The 22,103-nt window shown below is 72.8% G+C and carries 21 protein-coding genes; 13 read left to right on the top strand and 8 right to left on the bottom strand.

Annotation, left to right across the window (positions count from 1 at the left end; translation table 11 throughout):
* The first annotated feature begins 248 nt into the window (after positions 1 to 248).
* From ACFY0X_RS13160 to ACFY0X_RS13170, 3 genes are all read left to right on the top strand, one after another.
* Positions 249 to 1,523, top strand: coding sequence for a glycosyltransferase family 39 protein (locus ACFY0X_RS13160; protein ID WP_387753008.1), 1,275 nt, complete (start codon positions 249 to 251; stop codon positions 1,521 to 1,523).
* A gap of 62 nt (positions 1,524 to 1,585) precedes the next feature.
* A complete protein-coding gene (locus tag ACFY0X_RS13165) occupies positions 1,586 to 2,077 on the top strand; it encodes a MarR family winged helix-turn-helix transcriptional regulator (RefSeq protein WP_387753011.1) in 492 nt (163 codons plus the stop codon).
* 136 nt (positions 2,078 to 2,213) lie between these two features.
* A complete protein-coding gene (locus ACFY0X_RS13170) occupies positions 2,214 to 3,656 on the top strand; it encodes a DHA2 family efflux MFS transporter permease subunit (protein ID WP_387753014.1) in 1,443 nt (480 codons plus the stop codon).
* Positions 3,657 to 3,713: 57 nt separating this feature from the next.
* On the opposite strand, the gene ACFY0X_RS13175 is transcribed toward ACFY0X_RS13170, so the two are convergent.
* The gene (locus tag ACFY0X_RS13175; protein ID WP_121174810.1) at positions 3,714 to 4,196 is read right to left on the bottom strand and encodes a hypothetical protein; all 483 of its coding nucleotides are present in this window, start codon (positions 4,194 to 4,196) and stop codon (positions 3,714 to 3,716) included.
* 440 nt (positions 4,197 to 4,636) lie between these two features.
* On the opposite strand from ACFY0X_RS13175, the gene hemL reads away from it, so the two are divergent.
* The 7 genes from hemL (at position 4,637) to ACFY0X_RS13210 (ending at position 11,704) form a co-directional block, all read left to right on the top strand.
* The gene (gene hemL / locus ACFY0X_RS13180) at positions 4,637 to 5,965 is read left to right on the top strand and encodes a glutamate-1-semialdehyde 2,1-aminomutase (RefSeq protein ID WP_387753017.1); all 1,329 of its coding nucleotides are present in this window, start codon (positions 4,637 to 4,639) and stop codon (positions 5,963 to 5,965) included.
* A 75-nt stretch (positions 5,966 to 6,040) separates the two neighbouring features.
* A complete protein-coding gene (locus tag ACFY0X_RS13185) occupies positions 6,041 to 6,691 on the top strand; it encodes a histidine phosphatase family protein (RefSeq protein WP_387753210.1) in 651 nt (216 codons plus the stop codon).
* Positions 6,692 to 6,843: 152 nt separating this feature from the next.
* Positions 6,844 to 7,461: a TlpA family protein disulfide reductase gene (locus ACFY0X_RS13190; RefSeq protein WP_387753020.1), complete on the top strand. Its 618-nt coding sequence runs from the start codon at positions 6,844 to 6,846 to the stop codon at positions 7,459 to 7,461.
* A complete protein-coding gene (locus ACFY0X_RS13195) occupies positions 7,458 to 8,231 on the top strand; it encodes a cytochrome c biogenesis CcdA family protein (protein ID WP_387753022.1) in 774 nt (257 codons plus the stop codon). Before ACFY0X_RS13190 ends, ACFY0X_RS13195 begins: the two co-directional genes overlap by 4 nt.
* On the top strand, positions 8,228 to 10,045 hold the full coding sequence (locus ACFY0X_RS13200; RefSeq protein WP_387753213.1) for a cytochrome c biogenesis protein ResB: 1,818 nt from the start codon (positions 8,228 to 8,230) through the stop codon (positions 10,043 to 10,045). Before ACFY0X_RS13195 ends, ACFY0X_RS13200 begins: the two co-directional genes overlap by 4 nt.
* A 3-nt stretch (positions 10,046 to 10,048) precedes the next feature.
* Entirely contained in the window at positions 10,049 to 11,176 is a 1,128-nt protein-coding gene (gene ccsB / locus ACFY0X_RS13205; RefSeq protein WP_387753025.1) for a c-type cytochrome biogenesis protein CcsB, read from the top strand.
* A 141-nt stretch (positions 11,177 to 11,317) separates the two neighbouring features.
* The gene (locus ACFY0X_RS13210; RefSeq protein WP_355256523.1) at positions 11,318 to 11,704 is read left to right on the top strand and encodes a hypothetical protein; all 387 of its coding nucleotides are present in this window, start codon (positions 11,318 to 11,320) and stop codon (positions 11,702 to 11,704) included.
* 6 nt (positions 11,705 to 11,710) lie between these two features.
* Here ACFY0X_RS13210 and ACFY0X_RS13215 read toward each other — a convergent pair whose 3' ends face one another.
* Positions 11,711 to 12,856 (bottom strand): ScbA/BarX family gamma-butyrolactone biosynthesis protein, encoded by a 1,146-nt coding sequence (locus tag ACFY0X_RS13215; RefSeq protein WP_387753028.1) that lies wholly within the window; start codon positions 12,854 to 12,856, stop codon positions 11,711 to 11,713.
* A 343-nt stretch (positions 12,857 to 13,199) separates the two neighbouring features.
* On the opposite strand from ACFY0X_RS13215, the gene ACFY0X_RS13220 reads away from it, so the two are divergent.
* A complete protein-coding gene (locus tag ACFY0X_RS13220; RefSeq protein WP_387753031.1) occupies positions 13,200 to 13,844 on the top strand; it encodes a ScbR family autoregulator-binding transcription factor in 645 nt (214 codons plus the stop codon).
* Between the two features lie 103 nt (positions 13,845 to 13,947).
* On the opposite strand, the gene ACFY0X_RS13225 is transcribed toward ACFY0X_RS13220, so the two are convergent.
* From ACFY0X_RS13225 to ACFY0X_RS13240, 4 genes are all read right to left on the bottom strand, one after another.
* On the bottom strand, positions 13,948 to 14,559 hold the full coding sequence (locus tag ACFY0X_RS13225) for a ScbR family autoregulator-binding transcription factor (protein WP_387753034.1): 612 nt from the start codon (positions 14,557 to 14,559) through the stop codon (positions 13,948 to 13,950).
* 214 nt (positions 14,560 to 14,773) lie between these two features.
* Positions 14,774 to 14,983, bottom strand: coding sequence for an acyl-CoA carboxylase epsilon subunit (locus tag ACFY0X_RS13230; protein WP_387753037.1), 210 nt, complete (start codon positions 14,981 to 14,983; stop codon positions 14,774 to 14,776).
* An 86-nt stretch (positions 14,984 to 15,069) separates the two neighbouring features.
* Positions 15,070 to 16,671, bottom strand: coding sequence for an acyl-CoA carboxylase subunit beta (locus tag ACFY0X_RS13235; RefSeq protein ID WP_387753039.1), 1,602 nt, complete (start codon positions 16,669 to 16,671; stop codon positions 15,070 to 15,072).
* 452 nt (positions 16,672 to 17,123) lie between these two features.
* Entirely contained in the window at positions 17,124 to 17,549 is a 426-nt protein-coding gene (locus tag ACFY0X_RS13240) for a PLD nuclease N-terminal domain-containing protein (RefSeq protein ID WP_387753042.1), read from the bottom strand.
* A gap of 92 nt (positions 17,550 to 17,641) precedes the next feature.
* Here ACFY0X_RS13240 and ACFY0X_RS13245 point away from each other — a divergent pair, with 92 nt between their 5' ends.
* Positions 17,642 to 19,099 carry a menaquinone biosynthesis decarboxylase gene (locus ACFY0X_RS13245; protein WP_387753045.1) on the top strand — a complete coding sequence of 486 codons (1,458 nt, stop codon included), beginning with the start codon at positions 17,642 to 17,644 and terminating at the stop codon, positions 19,097 to 19,099.
* Complete coding sequence (gene mqnP, locus ACFY0X_RS13250) at positions 19,096 to 19,992, top strand: menaquinone biosynthesis prenyltransferase MqnP (RefSeq protein WP_387753048.1); 897 nt, start codon at positions 19,096 to 19,098, stop codon at positions 19,990 to 19,992. Before ACFY0X_RS13245 ends, mqnP begins: the two co-directional genes overlap by 4 nt.
* Positions 19,993 to 20,032: 40 nt before the next feature.
* On the opposite strand, the gene ACFY0X_RS13255 is transcribed toward mqnP, so the two are convergent.
* Both ACFY0X_RS13255 and ACFY0X_RS13260 read right to left on the bottom strand, forming a co-directional pair.
* Positions 20,033 to 20,788 (bottom strand): alpha/beta fold hydrolase, encoded by a 756-nt coding sequence (locus ACFY0X_RS13255; protein ID WP_387753051.1) that lies wholly within the window; start codon positions 20,786 to 20,788, stop codon positions 20,033 to 20,035.
* Positions 20,789 to 20,876: 88 nt separating this feature from the next.
* A complete protein-coding gene (locus ACFY0X_RS13260) occupies positions 20,877 to 22,100 on the bottom strand; it encodes an FAD-dependent oxidoreductase (protein ID WP_387753054.1) in 1,224 nt (407 codons plus the stop codon).
* Positions 22,101 to 22,103: the final 3 nt, after the last annotated feature.

The following is a 22,103-nucleotide window of genomic DNA, read 5'->3' on the forward strand; positions in this document are numbered from 1 at the left end:
CGCCCCCCCCCGCCCCCCGGCGCCCCCCCCCCCCGGGGGCCCCCCCCCCCGCCCCCGGCCCCCCCCCCCCCCCCCCCCCGGGCCCCCCCCCCCCCCGCGGGGGCCCCCACGGCCGCGTCCCCGGGCACCCCGGGCGGGGGTCCAGGGGCGCCAGGGGGCCTCGGTTCGGGGGCGTGCCGTAGGCTCACGGGAAAATCGTTGCGCCGGAGCCGCGCGGGACCACGAGCGGGGCGGGGAGTCCAGACCAGATGAGCACGGCATCGAGCACCGAGTCGTCCAGCACCCAGCCCGGAGCGGCGGCGCCGGTGGAGGCCCCCGAGGAGCGCACGGGCCGCGTGCCCCGGCGGTTCGGGGCGCTGGTGGACCGCTTCGCGCCCGCGCTGGGCGCGTACGCGGTGGTGAAGGCGATCGGCATGACCGTCTTCCTGCTGCTGCTCTCGCACACCGGCGACTACCTGACGAAGCAGCCGGGCCGCGGTGGCGCCGCCACCCCGTGGGACGTCCTGGGCACCTGGGACGGCGTCTGGTACCAGCGGATCGCCGAGGACGGGTACGACCCGCAGCTGATCCCGCTGCACGGCTTCCCGCTGGCCACCTACTACGAGAACTCGGCCGCCTTCTTCCCGCTCTACCCCTGGCTGATGCGGCTGGTCGGCGCGGTCACCGGGCTCGGTACGTACGGCTCCGGGATGGTCGTCTCGGTGCTGGCCTCGCTGGTCGCCGCGGCGGGGATCTTCGCGATCGCCGAGCGGCTCGGCGGCTTCCGGGCGGGCGTGATCGCGGCGGTGCTCTGGGGGCTGTTCCCGGGCTCCGGCGTGGAGTGGGCGGTCTACTCGGACTCGCTGTTCGTCGCGCTGTCCGCCTGGGCCTGCTACTGCGTGATGACCCGTCGCTGGATCGCGGCCGGCCTGCTGACGCTGGTGGCGGGCCTCAACCGGCCGACCGCCGCCGTACTGATCGCCGCCGTCTCGATCGCCGCGCTGGTCGCGCTGGTCCGCCGCACCGACGGGGTGGCCCGTCCGCTGACCGCGATGCTGGTCACCCCCTGGGGCCTGCTCGGCTACGTGGCCTGGGTCGGCTGGAAGATGGGCGACTGGACCGGCTACTTCAAGCTCCAGCAGGGCGCCTGGAACCGCTACTTCGACGGCGGCGTGTCCACCGTGCGCACGATCAGGGACGTGCTCGCCGGCCACTGGGTCTACTGGCAGGCCAACCCCGTCCCGGACCTGATCGCGATCGTCCTGCTGATCGCCCTGCCCGGGCTGCTGGTGCTGCTCTGGCGCACCCGGCCGCCGCTGGTGCTGTGGGTCTACACCGGGCTCACCCTCTTCACCGCGCTGAGCACCAACCAGATCTTCGGCAACATCTCGCGCTACCTGCTGCCCGCCTTCCCGCTCTGCATCGGCCTGGCGGTGGCGCTGCGCCGGGTGCGGACCTCCTCGCTGGCCGGGCTGCTGGCGACGCCGGTCCTCGCGGCGGGCTGGTACGCGGGCTATGCGCTGTTCGAGTTGGGCATCCCGTAGACCGCTGTTGGTTGGCTACGGGATCATCCGGCAGCAGACGGGCCGTTGCTAACCTCGGACGTATGACGACGACCCCGCCGCCCGCGCGCCAGATCCGCGACATCTCCGGGCTGATGGACCACGCGAGCCACGTGCTGGCCACCCGGATGGCGGCCGCCTTCACCGAGCTCGGGATCACCCCGCGCGCCTACTGCGTGCTGTTCCACGCCCAGGAGGCCGAGCGCACCCAGATCCAGCTGGCCGAGCTGACGGACCTGGACAAGACGACCATGGTGGTCACCGTCGACGAGCTGGAGAAGGCGGGCCTGGCCGAGCGCCGTCCGTCCGCGACCGACCGGCGGGCCCGGATCGTCTCGGTCACCGAGGCGGGCGCACGGGCCGTGGTGCAGGGCACCGCGATCGCCGACCGGGTGCACCGCGAGCTGCTGGAGTCGCTGCCGCGGCCCGAGCGCGAGGTGTTCGTCTCCGCCCTGACGCACCTGGTGGACGGCCATCTCGCGGAGCCGGTCGAGGTCGAGCGCACCGTCCGCCGGGCCCGCCGTTCCCGGGGCTGAGGGCGAGCCGGGGGCTCCACCCGCCGTACCCGAGAGCCCGGACCGTCCGCCGCGCATGTACTCCCGAGATAGATAGTCCCGAACAAAACAATCTGATAGCGTCCTACCCGGTACTCGACGAACCGGGAGAACCGCCATGACCACGCACGCCCCGGCCGCCACCAGGCCGGCTTCCGCAGCCCCCGCCCGCTCCCGCACCCTCGCCCTCGTGGTGCTCTGCGCGGGAATGCTGATGATCATCCTGGACGGCTCGATCGTCACCGTGGCCCTGCCCGCCATCCAGCAGGACCTCGGCTTCTCGCCGTCCGGACTGACCTGGACGGTCAACGCCTACCTGATCGCCTTCGGCGGCCTGCTCCTGCTGGCCGGCCGGCTCGGCGACCTGATCGGCCGCAAGCGGGTGTTCGTCGCCGGGCTCGCCGTCTTCACCGCCGCCTCGCTGCTCTGCGCCGTCGCCACCAGCCCCGGGCTGCTGATCGGCGCCCGCTTCCTCCAGGGCGTCGGCGGCGCGCTGGCCTCCTCGGTCAGCCTCGGCATGATCGTCACGCTCTTCCCCGAACCGCGCGAACGCGGCCGCGCGATCGGCGCGTTCAGCTTCGTCGGCGCGGCCGGCGCCTCCATCGGCCAGGTGCTCGGCGGCGTCCTCACCGAAGCCCTCGACTGGCACTGGATCTTCCTGATCAACCTGCCGCTCGGCATCACCGCCGCGCTGCTCGCCCTCCGGGTGCTGGAGCCCGAGCGCGGCCCCGGCCTGCGGGCCGGCGCCGACGCCCCCGGCGCGGTGTTGATCACCGCCGCCCTGATGCTCGGCGTCTACACCATCGTCGGCACCGGCGAGCACGGCTGGACCTCCGTCCGCACCCTCGGCCTGGGCGCCCTCGCCGTCGCCCTGCTGGCCGCCTTCCTGTGGCACGAGGGGCGGGCCGCCCACCCGCTGCTGCCCCTGCGGATGTTCCGCTCGCGCAGCGTCTCCGGCGCCAACCTCGTCCAGGTCCTGACCATCTCCGGGATGTTCGGGTTCCAGATCCTGGTCGCCCTCCACATGCAGAACGTGCTCGGTTACGGGGCCGCCGCCACCGGCCTCGCGATGCTGCCGGCCGCCGTCGCCATCGGCGCGGTGTCCCTGCTGCTCTCCGCCCGGCTGAGCGCGCGCTTCGGCGAGCGCCGCGTCCTGCTCGCCGGCCTCGCCCTGCTGGTCGCCGCGCTCGGCCTGCTCACCCGGCTGCCCGCCGACGCCGACTACGCCGTGCACCTGCTGCCGACCATGCTGCTGATCGGCGGTGGCGGCCTGGTGCTCTCCACCCTCGCCGTGCTCGGCATGTCGGGCGCCGGACCGGCCGACGCGGGCACCGCCTCCGGGCTCTTCAACACCACCCAGCAGATCGGCGGCGCGCTCGGGGTCGCCGTCCTCACCACCCTCGCCGACGGCCGCACCGCGGCCCTCTCGGCCGCCGGGCAGCCCGCCACCGAGGCGCTCGCGGACGGCTTCCGGCTCGCCTTCGCGGTGGCCGCGGGCCTGCTGGCGACGGCTCTGCTGCTCGCCGCCACCGTACTGCGGCCCGCCGGTCGCCAGGACTGACGAACCGTCAACCAGCCCCACCCCGGCCCGCGTTCGGCGGAGTCGGGGCGGCGGGCGTCACGGCCAGACCAGGCAGTACAGCTGGTGCCCGGCGTCGTGCAGCCGGTTGGCGAAGTCCTGCCACTCGTGCAGCATGCTGTAGATCACGAACGCGTCCCGCGGCCCGCGCCGGTCCGGCACGGTGGACCAGATGAAGGCGGCGGCGCCGAGCTCGGTCTCGTCGGCCTTGCGCAGCGGCTCGACGACGTTGTGGGGGAGCTGGACGACGGCGTAGTCGGGGTGCAGCACGACCAGTTCCAGCGGCGGCACCTGGTGCAGCGGGACGCCCTGGATGCCGGTGAGCACCATGGCGCTCATCGTCTCCGGTTTGATCTTGGTGGAGAGGTGGCCGGTGGGGGAGCCGCTGGTCTCCATCAGGTCGCCGAGCCGCCCCAGCGAGCCGAGCTCGCCGGCGTCCAGGCCGAGCCCCCCCGGGCCGAGGGCGGTGGGGACCCTGGCGGCGGTCGCGCGGTCCGGGGCGCCGAAGTACTTGTAGGTCACCCCCACGCGTCCCTCACCCCGCCTCTCACCGCCGCGACGACCACGGCCCGTACCCGCTCCCGTACCCCCGCGTGCGGCCTCGGTGGGCCGGCGGGAGCCCCCCGCGGCCTCGTCGTAGCCGTCCTGCGCCTCGGACACTCGGACCATCCTCACCGGAATTCGCCGGAATCGACAGACCCCCGCACGTCCGGCGTCCCACCGGACGTGCTCCTTACCCGTCATGCGCCGCCGTACCCATTCGCGGTACGCGGCAGTCCTCTCCACACCCCTGCACACAGACCGGAGCGCCTGCGCACTCTGTGTACACAGTCTGACTGGTCCCCGGTCCGGTGCAGTCAGCGGCCCCTGCTGTACGGACAACCGTACAGACAACGGTGCCCGGATCATCGTTCCAGATGATCGGGTCGGACATGCAGAGCGCGAGGACACGATTTGAGACCATGTCTTTTGTGAGCTACCCCTACGAAGCCCCCCAGTCCCAGTCGCTGTTCGACCGCGCCTCCGTGGTGACGCCCGGCGGCGTGAACTCCCCGGTGCGCGCCTTCCGCGCGGTCGGCGGCACGCCGCGCTTCATGGTGTCCGGCACCGGCCCCTACCTCACCGACGCCGACGGCCGCGAGTACGTCGACCTGGTGTGCTCGTGGGGGCCGATGATCCTCGGCCACGCGCACCCCCCGGTGATCGAGGCCGTCCAGCGGGCCGTCTCCAACGGCACCTCCTTCGGCACCCCCGGCGAGGGCGAGGTCGAGCTGGCCGAGGAGATCGTCTCCCGGGTCGCCCCGGTCGAGCAGGTCCGCCTGGTCTCCTCCGGCACCGAGGCCACCATGTCCGCGATCCGGCTGGCCCGCGGGTTCACCGGCCGGGCGAAGGTGGTCAAGTTCGCCGGCTGCTACCACGGCCACGTGGACGCGCTGCTGGCCGCCGCCGGTTCCGGCGTGGCCACCTTCGGCCTGCCGGACACCCCGGGCGTCACCGGCGCCCAGGCCGGCGACACCATCGTGCTGCCGTACAACGACCTGGCCGCCGTCGAGCGGGCCTTCGCCGCCCACCCGGGCGAGATCGCCTGCGTGATCACCGAGGCCTCGCCCGGCAACATGGGCGTCGTCCCGCCGCTGCCCGGCTTCAACGGCGGCCTGGCCCGGCTCTGCCGGGAGAACGGCGCGCTGTTCATCTCCGACGAGGTGATGACCGGCTTCCGCGTCTCCAAGGCCGGCTGGTACGGCCTGGAGGCGGCGAACGAGGGCTGGGCGCCGGACCTGCTGACCTTCGGCAAGGTCATGGGCGGCGGCTTCCCGGCCGCGGCCTTCGGCGGCCGCGCCGACGTGATGGCGCACCTGGCCCCGGCCGGCCCGGTCTACCAGGCGGGCACCCTGTCCGGGAACCCGGTCGCCACCGCGGCCGGCCTGGCCCAGCTGCGCGGCTGCACCGACGAGGTGTACGCGACGGTGGACAAGGTCGCCGCCGAGATCTCCGGCCTGGTCACCGACGCGCTCGCCAAGGAGGGCGTGACGCACCGGCTGCAGACCGCCGGGAACATGTTCTCGGTGTTCTTCACCGAGGCCCCGGTCACCGACTACGACGAGGCCAGGACCCAGGAGGCGTACCGTTTCACCGCCTTCTTCCACGCGATGCTGGCCGAGGGCGTCTACCTGCCGCCGTCCGCCTTCGAGTCCTGGTTCGTCTCGGCGTCCCACGACGAGCGGGCGATCGAGCGGATCGCCGCCGCCCTGCCGGCCGCCGCGCGCGCCGCTGCCGCCGCCACGGCCTGACCCGCCGCGGCCCGAACCCGATTCCCCAGGAGCAGTCGAGAAGTGAGCGCCAAAGAGATCACCGTCGTCCACGTGATGCGGCACGGCGAGGTGCACAACCCGGAGGGCGTCCTGTACGGGCGCCTGCCGGACTACCACCTGTCCGAGCTGGGCCGGAAGATGGCCGAGCGGGTCGCCGAGGACCTGGCCGACCGGGACGTCACCCACGTGGTGGCCTCCCCGCTGGAGCGGGCCCAGGAGACGGCCGAGCCGATCGCCGAGGCGCACGGCCTGGCCGTCGCGGAGGACGAGCGGCTGATCGAGGCGGAGAACGTCTTCGAGGGCAAGACCTTCGGGGTCGGCGACGGTTCGCTGCGCAACCCGGGCTACTGGAAGTACCTCACCAACCCGTTCAAGCCCTCCTGGGGCGAGCCGTACCTCGACCAGGCGGTGCGGATGATGGGGGCGATCGGTGCCGCCCGGGACGCCGCGCGCGGGCACGAGGCGGTCTGCGTCAGCCACCAGCTGCCGATCTGGATCCTGCGCTCCTTCGTGGAGCGCCGCCGGCTCTGGCACGACCCGCGCAACCGGCAGTGCTCGCTGGCCTCGCTGACCAGCTTCACCTTCGAGGACGACCGGATCGTCTCGGTCGGCTACCGCGAGCCGGCCCGCGACCTGCTGCCCGCGCACCTGGTGGGCAAGGGCCGCAAGGGGGACAAGCCGGTGGGCAAGAGCTTCGGCGCCTAGCCTTCCGCCCCTCCCGTAAGCGGTGCGTAAGTATGACTTCGGGTCACCTGGCACGTGCCGGGTGACCCGAAGTCGTCGCAGGTCAGACGGGGTGCGACGCGCAAGGCAGGACCCCGGCGAACCTGCCCGGAACTCCATGCGAAACTTTTCACATGTCTGCCATGACGCGCCCCCGTCCCCGTGTCGCCGCAGCAGCCGTCGTCACCGTCGCCGCTGCCGCGCTCGCCCTCACCGGCTGCTCCTCCTCGGGCTCGTCGGGCGGCGGCGAGGGCCAGGTCGGCTTCGTCACGGTCAAGGGCACCAACCTGTCGAAGGCGGAGGCGGGCAAGCGCGGCGACGCGCCGGACATCTCCGGGGAGACCCTGGAGGGCACCCCGGCCAAGCTCTCCAACTACCGGGGCAAGGTCGTCGTGCTGAACGTCTGGGGCTCCTGGTGCGGCCCGTGCCGGGCCGAGGCCAAGAGCCTCCAGAACGTCTCGGAGAAGTACAGGGACCAGGGCGTCCAGTTCCTCGGCATCAACACCCGGGACACCGAGAAGCAGAACGCCGTCCGCTTCGAGCAGGAGCAGGGCGTCACCTACCCGAGCCTCTTCGACCCGGCCGGCACCCAGCTGCTCAAGTTCCCCAAGGGCAGCCTCAACCCGCAGTCCATCCCGACCACCCTGATCGTCGACCGGGACGGCAGGCTGGCCGCCCGCGCCGTCGGCGGCACCACCGAGGACGCGCTGGAGTCGATCCTCCAGCCGGTGGTCGCGGAGCAGAAGCAGTGAGCCTGCCGCAGCAGCTCGCCGACAACACCGGAACGCTCCAGAGCGGGGCGCTGCTGGTGGCCGCGCCGATCGCGCTGGCGGCCGGGCTGGTGTCGTTCTTCTCGCCCTGCGTGCTGCCGCTCGTCCCGGGCTACCTGTCGTACGTGACCGGCTTCTCCGCCGCCGACCTCGCGGACGCGCGCGGCGCCCGGCGCGGCCGGATGCTGCTCGGGGCGACGCTGTTCATCCTCGGCTTCACCGCCGTGTTCGTCTCGGGCGGGGCGCTGTTCGGGCAGTTCGGCGACACCCTCCAGGAGCACAAGCGGGTCATCTCGATCGTGCTCGGGGCGGTGACGATCGTGATGGGCCTCGCCTTCATGGGCCTCGTCCCCGGCCTGAGCATGCGCGAGATGCGCTCCCACCGCCGTCCGGCGGTCGGCCTGCTCGGCGCCCCCCTGCTGGGCGTGGTCTTCGGCGTCGGCTGGACGCCGTGCATCGGCCCGACCCTGGCGACCGTCCAGAACCTGGCGCTGAACCAGGCCGACGCCGCGCGCGGCGCCATGCTGATGACCTTCTACTGCCTGGGCCTCGGCGTACCGTTCATCGTGGCCGCGGTGGCCTTCCGCCGGGCGCTGGGCGCCTTCGGCTGGGTCAAGCGGCACTACCCGCTCGTCATGAGGATCGGCGGCGGCATGCTCGTCGCGGTCGGTCTGCTGCTCGTCACCGGGATCTGGGACTCGATGATGAGCCAGCTGCAGTCCTGGACCGCCGACTTCCAGATCGGAATCTGACCGTGAGCAACACCACGACCGAGACCGAGCAGCCCCCGGCGCCGGACGACGGCGCGGCCGAGCGGCTCAGCACCGCGCCGGTCGAGTCCGAAGGCCCGACCGGCATAGGGACGTTCGGCTGGGCGCGCTGGATGTGGCGCCAGCTGACGTCCATGCGGGTCGCCCTGATCCTGCTCTTCCTGCTGTCGCTGGCGGCCATCCCCGGCTCGCTGATCCCGCAGTACCAGAACGGCCAGGGCCAGTTGAAGGTCGAGGCCTGGAAGGCGCAGCACGCCACCGTCGCCCCGGTCTACGAGAAGCTCCAGCTGTTCGACGTCTACAGCTCGGTCTGGTTCTCCGCGATCTACATCCTGCTGTTCGTCTCGCTGGCCGGCTGCATCGTCCCGCGCACCTGGCAGTTCGTCGGCGTGCTGCGCTCCCAGCCGCCGGCCGCGCCGCGCAACCTGACCCGGATGCCGGTGCACGCCGCCTGGCGCACCGACGCGGACGCCGACCGGGTGAACGCCGCCGCGCACCGGCTGCTGCGCCGGCGCGGCTTCCGCGCGCACCTGTCCGGCGGCTCGGTCGCGGCCGAGAAGGGCTACCTGCGCGAGGTCGGCAACCTGCTGTTCCACCTGTCGCTGTTCGCGCTGCTCGGCGGTTTCGCCTGGTCCAGCCTGGCCGCCGGCACCGGCGGCAAGCTGATGATCGAGGGCGAGGGCTACTCCAACACCATCACCCAGCTCGACGACTTCAACGGCACCCGGTTCTACGGCAGCCAGGACCTCGACCCCTTCTACCTGAAGCTGAACGGCTTCACCTCGAAGTTCCAGGAGAAGGGCGACCAGATCGGCGCCGCCCGGCAGTTCACCGCGAACGTCGAGTACTACGCGGGCAGCGACGAGTCCAAGCTGAAGAAGTCGACGATCGAGGTCAACCACCCGCTGGAGGTCGGCGGCAGCAAGGTCTACCTGATCGGCCACGGCTACGCCCCGGTCATCACCGTCAAGAACGGCAAGGGCGACGTCGTCTACCGGGGCGCCGTCCCGTTCCTGCCGCAGGACGGCAACCTCACCTCCACCGGTGTCGTGAAGGTCTCCGACTACGGCACCGGCCCCGACGGCAACAAGACCCAGCTGGGCTTCTCCGGCTTCTTCCTGCCGACCGCCCCGCTGAGCTTCGAGGGCACCGGCCCGGTCTCGCTGTTCCCCGGTGACGCCGCCCCCGAGCTGGTGCTGAACGCCTTCGCGGGCGACCTCGGCACCGACTCCGGCCTGCCGCAGAACGTTTACCAGCTCAACACCCGCAAGCTCACCCAGCTCACCCGGGACGGCGAGCCGGCCAAGGCCCGGCTCAAGCCCGGCCAGGGCTGGGAGCTCCCCGACGGCTACGGCTCGGTGACCTTCGAGGGCTACAAGCAGTGGGCCAGCTTCAACGTCACGCACCGCCCGGGCAACTCGATCGCCCTGGCCGGCGGGGTGCTGGCGATCCTCGGTCTGATCGGCTCGCTGTTCATCCAGCGCCGCCGGATCTGGGTGCGGGCGGTCGCCCTGCCGGGCGGCGGCACCCAGGTGGAGCTGGCCGGCCTGGCCCGCAGCGAGTCGGCGAAGATCGCCGAGGAGCTGGCGGAGCTGGCGGTCGACCTCCAGGACGACGCCCCGGCCTCCGAGGAGGACGACGCCCCGGCCTCCACGAAGGAGGACGCCCCGGCCTCCGCGGAGGAGGACGGGGACGGCACCGAGCGCTCCGCCGCCGCTCCCGACGCGGTGTCCGACGACCCCGAGGCCGAGGCCTCAGCCCCCGCAGTCCCTGCCGACCAGAACTCCAAGGAGTAGACGGTGCAACTCGCCTCGGCGGTCGACCCCCAGCTGGCCGACCTCTCCAACAAGCTGATCTATTCGGCGATGGTGGTCTACACGCTCGCCATGTTCGCCCACATGATCGAGTGGACCTTCGGCAGCAAGGGCGCCGTCGCCGTCCGCTCGAAGGAGCAGGCCGTCAGCCTCGGCGAGACCGTCGCCACGGCCGGGCCGAAGGCCAGGAAGGTCACCGTCACCGTGGCGGGGGCCGGCGGCGGCACCACCACGCTCACCCGCACCGCGGTCGCGGGCGAGGGGGCGACGGTGGTCACCAGCGGGCGCGGCGCGGACGAGGAGGACGGCCCGGGCGCGGCCGGCACCAGCGAGCGGGCCGACCTGGCCGGCCGGATCGCCGTCTCGCTCACCGTGCTCGCCGCCCTGCTGCACGCGGGCGGGATCGTCACCCGCGGCCTCTCGGTCTCCCGCTGGCCGTGGGGCAACATGTACGAGTTCTCCTGCGCCTTCGCCTTCGCGATGACGGCGGCGTACCTGGTGCTGCTGGCCACGAGGAAGAACGTCCGCTGGCTGGGTCTGCCGGTCGTCCTCGCGGGGCTGCTGACCCTGGGCATCGCCACCACGGTGCTCTACACCGACTCCGAGCAGCTCGTCCCGGCGCTGCACTCGCCGTGGCTGGCGATCCACGTCTCCACCGCGATCTTCTGCGGCGGCGCCTTCTACGCGGCGTTCATCGCCACGCTGCTCTACCTCGGCAAGGACTCCTTCGACAAGCGGATGGCGGCCGGCCTCACCACCGGCCCGCTGGGCACCTCGGCCTCGATCTGGCGCCGGCTGCCCGCCGCGTCGACCTTCGACAAGCTGTCGTACCGGATCAACGCCCTGGTCTTCCCGCTGTGGACGTTCACCATCATCGCGGGCGCGATCTGGGCCGAGGCGGCCTGGGGCAAGTACTGGGAGTGGGACCCGAAGGAGACCTGGTCGTTCATCACCTGGGTCGCCTACGCCTGCTACCTGCACGCCCGGGCGACGGCCGGCTGGAAGGGCCGCAAGGCCGCCTACCTGGCGCTGGCGGCGTTCGCCTGCTGGCTCTTCAACTACTACGGCGTGAACATCTTCGTCACCGGAAAGCACTCCTACGCGGGGATCTGACCGGGACACACGACCACCCACCGGCCCGGCCCTCTCCCACAGGTAGCCGGGCCGAGGTGCAACAGGGGTAGTGCGCGCCGGCCGCCGGTCGGTGCGAGAGGGAACTGAGGAGGAAATCGCGCAATGGAGTGCGACGAGGTCATGTTGACCGTCCGAATCACCGCCGCCGAGCGCATGCTGCTCCGCCGGCTCGCCCAGGGACACCGGAGCGACGTGTCCGAGGTGGTGTCCGACGCGCTGCTGGACATCATCCCCACGCTCAGCGCGCCGGGGGACGCCTACCGGCTGCTGGGGGCGCTGGCGGTGCCCGCGCCGTGCGCCCTGACGGTGTGGCTGCCGACCCCGCTGGCCGACCTGCTGGTGCCCGGCGCGGCCCGGATCGCGCAGATCACCGACGTCCGGATCGAGTCGGCCAGCGCCGCCCTGGGCGCGGCGCTGCGGCTCTGGCTGGCCCAGGACCCGGTCCGGCTGGCGACCAACCTCAGCGTGATGCACGCGGGCCGGCCGGCCGCCCTGGTGGCCGCCTGACGGGGGTCAGCTCGCCAGCGGCAGCCGGGTGCCGCCGAGGCCCGGCGCGGCGGGGCGGCCGTCGTAGGCGTCCCGCTGGGCCGGTACCGCCGGGCCCTCGGCCGGGCCGTCCAGCGGCGCGGTGAGCAGCAGGCACTCGGCCGCCGTCAGGCCGTCCTGGAGCAGTTGGACCCGTACCGGCTGCCGGGCGCCCGCCGCGGCGGGCGCGCCAGTCGGTCCGGCGGCCGGCCCGGAGGTCGGTCCGGCGATGGGTTCGGGGACCGCCCGGACGAGGCAGGGCCGGTCCAGCTCGATGTACCTCTCGAAGGAGGTCACCAGCTCGACCGGCACCACCGGCTCGGGGTGGCGCAGCCGCTGGGCGGCCTGCCGGGCGGCCTCCAGCACCAGCATCCCGGGCACGTGGTCCAGCTCGTGGTCGAACAGCACCGGGTGGGTGGCGTCGGCGCGCAGCAGCCAGGTGTCCGGGGCGAGGGTCGGGCTGAGCACCACGTCGGCGGGCTGGGCGCGGCCGACCAGTTCGGGGGCGGCGGGCGCCGGCGGCCGTGGCGCGGCGGTGCGCCGCCCGGGGCCGCGCAGCCGGGCGTACGAGGCGGGGGAGACCACCCGCAGCCGGCCGGTGCCCCGGCCGATCGGCCGGCCGTCCCGGGTGACGTCGACGCACACCCGCAGCGAGACCAGCTCGCCGTGCCGCATCCGGACGTCCTCGCAGTCGACGGCCAGCATCAGCGAGGCGGGGCCGGTGGTGACGGCCAGGCCCGGCAGCCCGGATCCGTCGAGCGCGTAGGAGAGGTCCTCCATCACGAAGTGGTGGCCGCGCGGCACCCCGAATCCGGCGTGGCCGATCAGCAGCCCGGCCTGCCGGATCGTTTCGGCGAGCAGCACCGGGTCGTGGTAGCGGTCCCCGGGGAGCCGGTAGAAGCCGTGCAGCCGGGGCCACTGGGCGCCGAGCAGGAAACCGTACGGGCCGGTGGACCGCCAGCCGGTGAGGAACACCTCGGAGACCGCGGTGCGGTGCACCAGGTGCCGGGAGACGGTCCGGTCGTGGAAGTCGTAGCCGGTCGCGGGGCCGTCGTGGAAGTCGAGGCCGCCACCGCTGCCCGGGCCGGGGTGGGCGTACGGGCCGCGCGGGTCCGGCTCTACGATCGATGGCATGACTGGCCCCCGCCTCAGGGTGTCGGTCGGAGCGGCCGCCACGGCCGTCCGAGCAAAACATACATACCACCCGGTTTGTCTTTGCCGACCGGGGTGCCCGGGCCGCACTCGCCGGTACCACCACGCTACCTGGCCCGTGCGCTGGGGGAATGCCCGTTCGGCGGACCTCGGACCATCGGTGGGGGGCCGTCCCCGCTGGACGGCGGGGGCGAAGCAGGCGCTAGATTAGATACCAACCATGCGGTTTCGGGCGTCCCGTCCGCATGCGGCGCCGCCTCGCGGGGCGCGCCGACAGCAGCCGGGTGGGGCGGGGATCGCGCCCGGTCGAGTCCGGAGGGGGCCAGTGGTCAAGCAGGAACGGGCCGGGCGGACCCGGCAGGCCGTACTGCTCGCGGCCGCGGAGACCTTCGCGCGGGTGGGCTTCGAGGCCGCCAGCCTGGTCGACATCAGCCGTCGGGCCGGGGTGAGCAAGGGGGCCCTCTACTTCCACTTCGTGTCCAAGCAGGCCCTCGCCGACGGGGTGCGCCGCGCCTCCGGGCGGGAGGTCGGCTCGGCCGCGCTGCGCGCGCTGCGGGCCGACGGCCCGGCGCTCCAGGGCCTGATCGACTTCTCCCACGAGCTGGCCCGGATGCTGCGGGAGGACGTGGTGGTGCGGGCCGGTGTCCGGCTGGTCCAGCAGGGCCGGCGCCGGGACGGCGTCCTGGAGGGGCCGTCCGGCCGGTCCGCCCCGGTGGCCGCCGACGTCGCCTGGCGCAGCCTCACCGCCGTCGTCCACCGGCTGCTGGACCGCGCCGCCGAGGCCGGTGAGCTGGGCCCCGGGGTGGACCGGCGGGCCGCCGCCGAACTGCTCACCGCGGTGGCGGCGGGCCAGGTGCTGCTCGGGGACGAGGAGGCCGGCGCGCCCGGGCCGGAGAAGGTGAGCCGGCTCTGGACGGCCGCGCTGCCGGCCCTGGTGGCGGCGGAGCACCGGGCGGGCTACCGGGTCTGATCCGGCGCGGTCGCGGGGCCGTCCGGTGACCCGGCCTGCCCGGTGGCCCGGGGTGCGTCGGACGGCCCGGGCGCATCGGACGGGCTCAGGCGCGCCCGACGGCTCAGGCGCGCTCGGCGACGCTCAGCCGGGCGAGCGCGTGCGGCTGGACCAGGCCGGGCAGCAGCAGCGTCCAGAGGTCGGACATCCGCTGGACCAGGTCCTGCCGGTCGGCCAGCACCTGGGAGCTCAGCTGGATGCCGGTGACGGCCCCGGTGATCACCCCGGAGGCCGCGGTCAGGTCGACCCCCGGGTGGAGGTCGCCGGCCTCCCGGGCGCGCTCCAGCAGCGCGCCGACCGTGTCCATCCAGCCCTGGTAGGCCGCGATCTGCGGCTGGGTGAAGCTGCCGTGCTCGATCGTCAGCCGGATGCTGCCGCGCACCAGCGGGTCGGTCTGGAGCGCGCGGGCGAAGGCGTACCCGAGGTCGATGAGGTTCTGCACCGGGCTGTCCGAGGACGGTGCCCACCCGGAGATCCAGGCGCCCTGCCCCTCGATGACGGCGAGCGCCAGGTCCTCCTTGGAGTGGAAGTGGAAGTACAGCGCGCCCTTGGTGACGCCGGCCCGGTCCAGGATCTCGGCCATCGTGGCGGCGGCGTAGCCCCGCTCGTCGAACACCTCGGCCGCCGCGACGAGTACCGCCTGGCGGGTCGCCAGCGCGCGGGCCTGCCTGGCCATCGCAGCCTCCCTGGAAGGTTCTGGTCCCGGCAGCGGCCGGTCCCGTGGGGGCGGACGGGGCGGCGGACGCGTACCGCCCAGCAGGTATCCTACCGAGCCCTCCGCGGCCCCCTCCGGCCCCGGCCGACCGGGCGGGGGCCCGGCCGGCGCGGCTCCCGGGAAAAGCCCGACGGCCGGCCACCCCGTTCGGGTGGCCGGCCGTCGGCTCGGGCGGTCAGGCCGCCTGCTGCCAGCTGAACGGCGAGTAGTACGCCGGCCGGCGCTCCAGGCGCTGCCAGTTGGCGATCGGCTCCATCGGCGCGGCGGCGGCGGCCTGCTGCGCGGCGGCGGCGCGCGCGGCGAGGACGGCGGTCAGGGCGGCGAGTTCCTCGTCGGTGAGAGTGCCGCGGACGATGCGGACGAGGGGTTCGGCGGAAGCGGTCATGTCCTGGTTTCTCCCCCGGTGGCTGTGGTCTGAGTGGGTGCCCGGTGCGGGCTGCTGCTGTGGAGCGGGTGCGCTGGGAGGCGCCGCTACATCGGCGGGTTGCCGTGCTTGCGGCTGGGCAGGTCGGCGTGCTTGGTGCGGAGCATGGCGAGGGCGGCGGAGATCACCCGACGGGTCTCGGCCGGGTCGATGACGTCGTCCACGAGGCCGCGCTCGGCCGCGTAGTACGGGTGCATCAGCTCGCTCTTGTACTCCTTGATCTTCTGGGCGCGCATCGCGTCCGGGTCCTCGGCGGCGTTGATCTCGCGCCGGAAGATGACGTTGGCCGCGCCCTCGGCGCCCATCACGGCGATCTCGTTGGTCGGCCAGGCGTAGGACAGGTCGGCGCCGATGGAGCGGGAGTCCATCACGATGTAGGCGCCGCCGTAGGCCTTGCGCAGGATCAGCGAGATGCGCGGCACGGTGGCGTTGCAGTACGCGTAGAGCAGCTTGGCGCCGTGCCGGATGATGCCGCCGTGCTCCTGGTCGACGCCGGGCAGGAAGCCGGGGACGTCGAGCAGGGTGACCAGCGGGATGTTGAAGGCGTCGCACATCTGGACGAAGCGGGCGGCCTTCTCGCTCGCGTCGATGTCCAGCACGCCGGCCAGCGACTGCGGCTGGTTGGCGATGATGCCGACGACGTGGCCGTCGATCCGGGCGAGCACGCAGAGCACGTTGGTGGCCCAGCGCTCGTGGACCTCCAGGTACTCGCCGTGGTCGACGATCTCCTCGATCACCTTGCGCATGTCGTACGGGCGGTTGCCGTCGGCGGGCACCAGGTCCAGCAGGCTGTCGTTGCGCCGCTCGACCGGGTCGTCGCTCATCACGGACGGCGGCATCTCGCGGTTGTTCTGCGGCAGCAGCGACAGGAGGTAGCGGACCTCCTCGATGCAGGACTGCTCGTCGTCGTAGATGAAGTGGGCGACGCCGGAGACGCCGGCGTGCACGTCCGCGCCGCCGAGGCCGTTCTGGGTGATCTTCTCGCCGGTCACCGCCTGGACCACGTCCGGGCCGGTGATGAACATCTGCGAGGTCTCGCGGACCATGAAGACGAAGTCGGTCAGCGCGGGGGAGTACGCGGCGCCGCCGGCGCACGGGCCGAGCATCACCGAGATCTGCGGGATGACGCCGGAGGCCTTGGTGTTGCGCTGGAAGATGCCGCCGTACCCGGCCAGGGCGGTGACGCCCTCCTGGATGCGGGCGCCGGCGCCGTCGTTCAGCGAGACCAGCGGGGCGCCGGCCGCGATGGCCATGTCCATGATCTTGTGGATCTTCTGCGCGTGGGCCTCGCCCAGCGCGCCGCCGAAGATCCGGAAGTCGTGCGCGTACGTGAAGACGGTGCGCCCGTGGACGGTGCCCCAGCCGACGACCACGCCGTCGGTGTGCGGCTTCTTGGCCTCCAGGCCGAAGCCCTGGGCGCGGTGCCGGCGGAACGGCTCGACCTCCTGGAAGGAGCCCTCGTCCAGCAGCAGCTCGATGCGCTCGCGGGCGGTCAGCTTGCCCTTGGCGTGCTGGGCCTCGGTGGCCTTGTCGCTGGGGCCGCGGCGGACCTTCTCACGGAGCTCGTGCAGCTCGGCGACCCGCCCGTGGGCGTCGGCCGGGACCTCCGGGACCTCGCCGTCGACCGGCGCCTCATGCACAACCGTCATCTCGAACCACTCCAAGGGTGAGGGAACTGTCCGACAGCCAACGTCTGCTGTGCCCCCGGCTGCGAATCACTTTCTTCACTTATGACTGTACGAGGGGCCGTGCGCTGGTTTCGGCGTCGATTCCGTACAAGGTCGGGTTCGTTTAGCTGTCAGGCCCTTACAGAAGCGGTCGACCCGATCACCGTGCGCTCGGTGTTCATCCGGATACCGGGGGTTGTCGAACAGATGATGGTCCGATGATCTGAGCATGAAGAAAAGTGCAGGTCAGGACCGTCTGCCGGTGCCCCGGGCCGGTCCTCTCGGGGGCCGCTCAAGGTCCACTCCAGCCCGGTGGCCAGGGGTTCGCCGACTGGCCGAGGGATTGAGCAATCGTAGAGAAGCACCAAAAACACCGAAGCCCACCCCGCGCGGTGGGGGTGGGCTGTCCGAGCGAGCGGGCGGACCCGCTCCGATCAGCTCTTCCTGCCGTCCTCGGGTTCGTCGCGGTCGCGCAGCTCCCGCTCACGGCGGCGCAGGTCGGCCTCCCACTGCTTGAGCATGTCCTCGTGGTCTTTGTCGCTCTTCTTCAACGAGGCGAGGAACTCGGGGTCGTCGTCCGGCGCCATCGGGCGCCCGCCGCGCGGGGCCGGGCGGCCCGGACGGTCGTCGGCCGGGTACCCCGGGTCGGCCGCCCCGGCGGCCGCGGTCCGCAGGAAGCCGCGCTGCTTGCCGGCGATCAGCCAGGCGATCGGGCCCAGCGGCGGGAAGAGCGGCACGATCAGCACCCAGACCACCTTGGGCAGGTGCTTCACCTCGTCCTCGGGCGTGGTCAGGCAGTCCACGAACGCCCAGACCCAGAGCGCGAGCGGAAGGATGATGGTCAGAAGAATCCTCGGCACGGCTGGGATCTCCCCCCGGGCGACGACGGTGGCGGGCGCCTTCCAGGGGCCCTTGACCCGGCCAGGCTATCGGGTGGCGGATACTGGCAGGCATGGCATACGACGATCTCCGCTCGTTTCTCCGCGCCCTCGACCGCGAGGGCGACCTCAAGCGCATCAAGGCGGAGGTGGACCCGCACCTGGAGATCGGCGAGATCGTCGACCGGGTGCAGAAGGCCAAGGGCCCGGCGCTGCTCTTCGAGAACGTCAAGGGTTCGTCGATGCCGCTGGCCATGAACGTCTTCGGCACCGAACGGCGGCTGGCCAAGTCGCTGGGCCTCAAGGGCCCGGAGGACATCTCAGAGAAGATCGCCGGCCTGCTCAAGCCGGAGCTGCCGCAGGGCTTCACCGGCTTCCGCGACGCCTTCGGCAAGCTCGCATCGATGGCGCACGTCCCGCCCCGGCACGTGAAGTCCGGCGACGCCCCGGTGCAGGAGGTCGTGCTCACCGGTGACGACGTCGATCTGGACGCGCTGCCCGCCCTCTTCACCTGGCCGCTGGACGGCGGCTCGTTCTTCAACCTGGGCCTGACCCACACCAAGGACCCGGACACCGGCATCCGCAACCTGGGCCTCTACCGCCTCCAGCGGCACGACCGCCGCACCATCGGCATGCACTGGCAGATCCACAAGGACAGCCGCAACCACTACGCGGTGGCGGCCAGGCGCGGCGAGCGCCTCCCGGTCGCGATCGCCTTCGGCTGCCCGCCGGCCGTCACCTACGCGGCCACCGCGCCGCTGCCCGGGGACATCGACGAGTACCTCTTCGCCGGCTTCGTCGCCGGGGAGCGGGTCCGGATGGTCGACTGCAAGACCGTGCCGCTCCAGGTCCCGGCCGACGCGGAGGTCGTGCTGGAGGGCTGGCTGGAGCCCGGCGAGATGCTGCCCGAGGGCCCGTTCGGCGACCACACCGGCTTCTACACCCCGCAGGAGCCGTTCCCGGCACTGAAGATCGACTGCGTGACGATGCGCCGCCGCCCGATCCTCCAGTCCATCGTGGTCGGCCGCCCGCCGACGGAGGACGGCCCGCTGGGCAAGTTCACCGAGCGGTTCTTCCTGCCGCTGCTGAAGATCATCATCCCGGACATCGTCGACTACGACCTGCCCGAGGCCGGCGGCTTCCACAACTGCGTGATCGTCTCGATCGACAAGAAGTACCCCAAGCACGCCCAGAAGACGATGCACGCGATCTGGGGCGCGCACATGATGTCGCTGACCAAGCTGATCATCGTGGTGGACTCCGACTGCGACGTGCACGACTACCAGGAAGTCGCCTGGCGCGCCTTCGGCAACGTCGACTACAGCCGCGACCTCACCGTGGTCGAAGGCCCGGTGGACCACCTGGACCACGCCTCGTACCAGCAGTTCTGGGGCGGCAAGGCCGGCATCGACGCGACCCGCAAGCTGCCCGAGGAGGGCTACACCCGGGACGGCGGCTGGCCGGAGATGGTGTCCTCGGACCCGGCGACGGCCGCCCTGGTCTCGCGCCGCTGGAAGGAGTACGGACTGTGAGCACGGCTGCCGTCGAGACCCCAGGGCGCACGAAGGCCTTCCTGCGCCTGGTGATGATCGAGCACTCGGTCTTCGCCCTGCCCTTCGCGTACATCGCCGCGCTGACGGCGATGTTCCTCGCCGACCGGCGGGTGCACTGGGGCGAGCTGTTCGTCGTCACCGTCTGCATGGTCGGGCTGCGCACCTTCGCGATGGCGGCCAACCGGATCATCGACCGCGAGATCGACGCCCGCAACCCGCGCACCGCCACCCGCGAACTGGTCACCGGCGCGGTGTCGTTGAAGACCGCGTACGTCGGCTCGGCCGTCGCCCTGGTGGTCTTCCTCGGCGCGGCCGCGATGCTCAACCCGCTCTGCCTGGCGCTCGCGCCGGTCGCCGTGGTGCCGATGGTGGTCTACCCGTACGGCAAGCGGTTCACCGACTTCCCGCAGGCGATCCTGGGCCTGGCCCAGGCGATGGGGCCGGTCGGCGCCTGGCTCGCGGTGACGGGCACGTGGTCCTGGGACGCGGTCGTGCTGGGCGTCGCGGTCGGCATCTGGATCGGCGGCTTCGACCTGATCTACGCCTGCCAGGACGTCGAGTCCGACCGCGAGAACGGCGTGCGTTCGGTGCCGGCGCGCTACGGCGTACCGGCGGCCGTCCGGGGCGCGCGGGTCTGCCACCTCCTGACGACGCTCCTGCTGGGCTGGTTCGCGCTCCGCACGGACGCCGGACCGGCGTTCTGGATCGGCCTGGTGGTCGTCGCGGGCGCGTTCGTGTACGAGCACACCATCGTGAAGCCGAACGACCTGTCGAAGCTCAACCGGGCGTTCTTCCAGACCAACAGCTTCGTGGGGATCTCGCTGTTCTTCTTCGCCCTGGTGGACCTGGTCGTCCGCGGGCTCGGGATCTGACGCCCGCCCCCGCCCGGAACCCCGGCCGGTCGGCCTGCGCTCAGTTGTGCAGGAAGCCCTCCAGCGACACCGCCAGGGCCACCGGGGCCTCGTACATCGGGAAGTGCCCGCTGCCGCCGAGCTCCTCCAGTTCGGCGTGGGGGTAGTGGCTGAGGAAGGTGCCGCGCATCACGTCGGCGGTGAGGACGAGGTCGTGCTCGCCGACGATCACCTTGACCGGCACCGGGTTGCCGCTGATCCGGCGCTCCAGGTCGGCCGTAGCCCAGTCGCGGACGTAGCCGCCGAAGGCCTCGGGGGTGGACAGCCGCAGCGACTGGTCGACCATGCGGTCGAGCCAGACCCGGCCGGCCCGTCGGCCGGTGACCAGGTCCAGGATGGCGAGGCGCTTCTCGCGGTCCTCGGCGGCGCCGTAGAACAGCGCCTCCCCGGCCGCGTCCAGCGGGTACGCCCCGGCCGGCACCGGCGCCAGGCCGACCAGCTTGCGCACCCGCAGCGGAGCCTCGGCGAGCACCTGCTGGGCCGCCTTGCCGCCCATCGAGTGGCCGACGAGGGAGAAGCGGTCCCAGCCGAGCTGGTCGGCCAGGGCGAGCGCGTCGGAGGCGATCTCGGCGAGCGTGTACGCGCCGGGGACGTCCTTGCGCTGCCCGTAGCCGCGGTAGTCGAGGAAGGCGTAGCTGAAGGCGTCGCCGTCGAGGTAGTCGAGGAACGGGCCCCAGCCCGCGCTGGTGCCGAACCAGTCGTGCAGGACCAGGACGTGGTGGTCGCCGGTGCCGGTCGAGCGGTGAGGGATCGTCATGCCAGCCGTCGTTCCCCGCGAGCCGCCCGCCCGAACGGACGGTTCGGGGGGAGCGGGAAGCGGGGAGCGGCGTACGGGCCGTGGCGGCTCAGGCGTCGCGGCGGGCGAACGCCGGGGCGTGCTCGGGGAGCGGGCCCAGGGCGATCAGGCGGGAGACCAGCTGCCGGAAGCCGGGCGCGAAGCGGGCCAGCAGCACCAGCCGCCGCGGCGGGCCGACCCGGCGGCCGCTGAGCACCGGCTCGAACATGACGTCGTGCAGGACCCGCTGCATCCGCTGGGTGATCACCGTCGGCCGCCACCGGCGCCGCTGCACCCGGGCGAGCGCGGCGGTGGTCGGCCGGCCGTGGCGCAGCGGTTCGGCGAGCAGGGTGGCGGCCGCGACGGCGTCCTGGATCGCGAGGTTGATGCCCACCCCGCCGGCCGGGGACATCGCGTGGGCGGCATCGCCGATCAGCAGCAGCCCGTCGGCGTACCAGCGGTGCAGCCGGTCGAGCCGGACGTCGAGCAGGTGGACGTCGTCCAGGCCGGCCAGCTGGTCGACCCGGTCGGCGTACCGGGGCAGCAGTTCGGCGATCCGGGCGCGGAACCGTTCGATGCCCTCGGCGCGCAGCAGCGGGTCGGCGCCCTTGGTCCGGAAGTAGGCGATCTGGAAGTAGTCGTCCCGGGTGAGGCTCAGGGCGATGTCGCGGTGCCCGAAGCCGGGGACGACGCTGGGCGGTGCGGACCGCTCGTGGGGGTGCCGGGGCAGCCGGAACCACCAGACGTCGAAGGGCACCGGGAACTCCTCGGGCGTCAGTCCGGCGGCCCGGCGCAGGGCGGAGTGCCGGCCGTCGGCGGCGACGGTGAGGTCGGCGCGCAGTTCGCCCTCCTCGCCGTCCCGGGTGCGGTACCGGACGCCGACCACCCGGCCGCCGTCCCGGAGCAGGCCGGTGGCCTCGGTGTTCATCCGCAGGGTGAAGGTGGGCTCCCGCCGGGCCTCCGAGGCCAGGAAGTTCAGCAGGTCCCACTGCGGGATCATCGCGATGTAGTTGTACGGGGGCCGCAGCCGTTCGTAGGCGCTCAGCGCGACGGGCGCGGCGCCGGGCACCCGCACGACCAGGTCGCCGAGGCGGCTCTGCGGCAGGGCGGCGAACTTCCGGCCGAGGCCGAGTTCGTCCATCAGCCGCACGGTGGAGGCGTGGACGGTGTCGCCGCGGAAGTCGCGCAGGAAGTCCCCGTGCTTCTCCAGCACGGTCACCTCGACGCCGGCGCGTGCCAGCAGCAGACCCAGCATCATTCCGGCCGGACCGCCCCCGGAGATCACGACGCTCATGGG

It is taken from the genome of Kitasatospora sp. NPDC001547 (genome assembly GCF_042894165.1).
Classification (GTDB): domain Bacteria; phylum Actinomycetota; class Actinomycetes; order Streptomycetales; family Streptomycetaceae; genus Kitasatospora.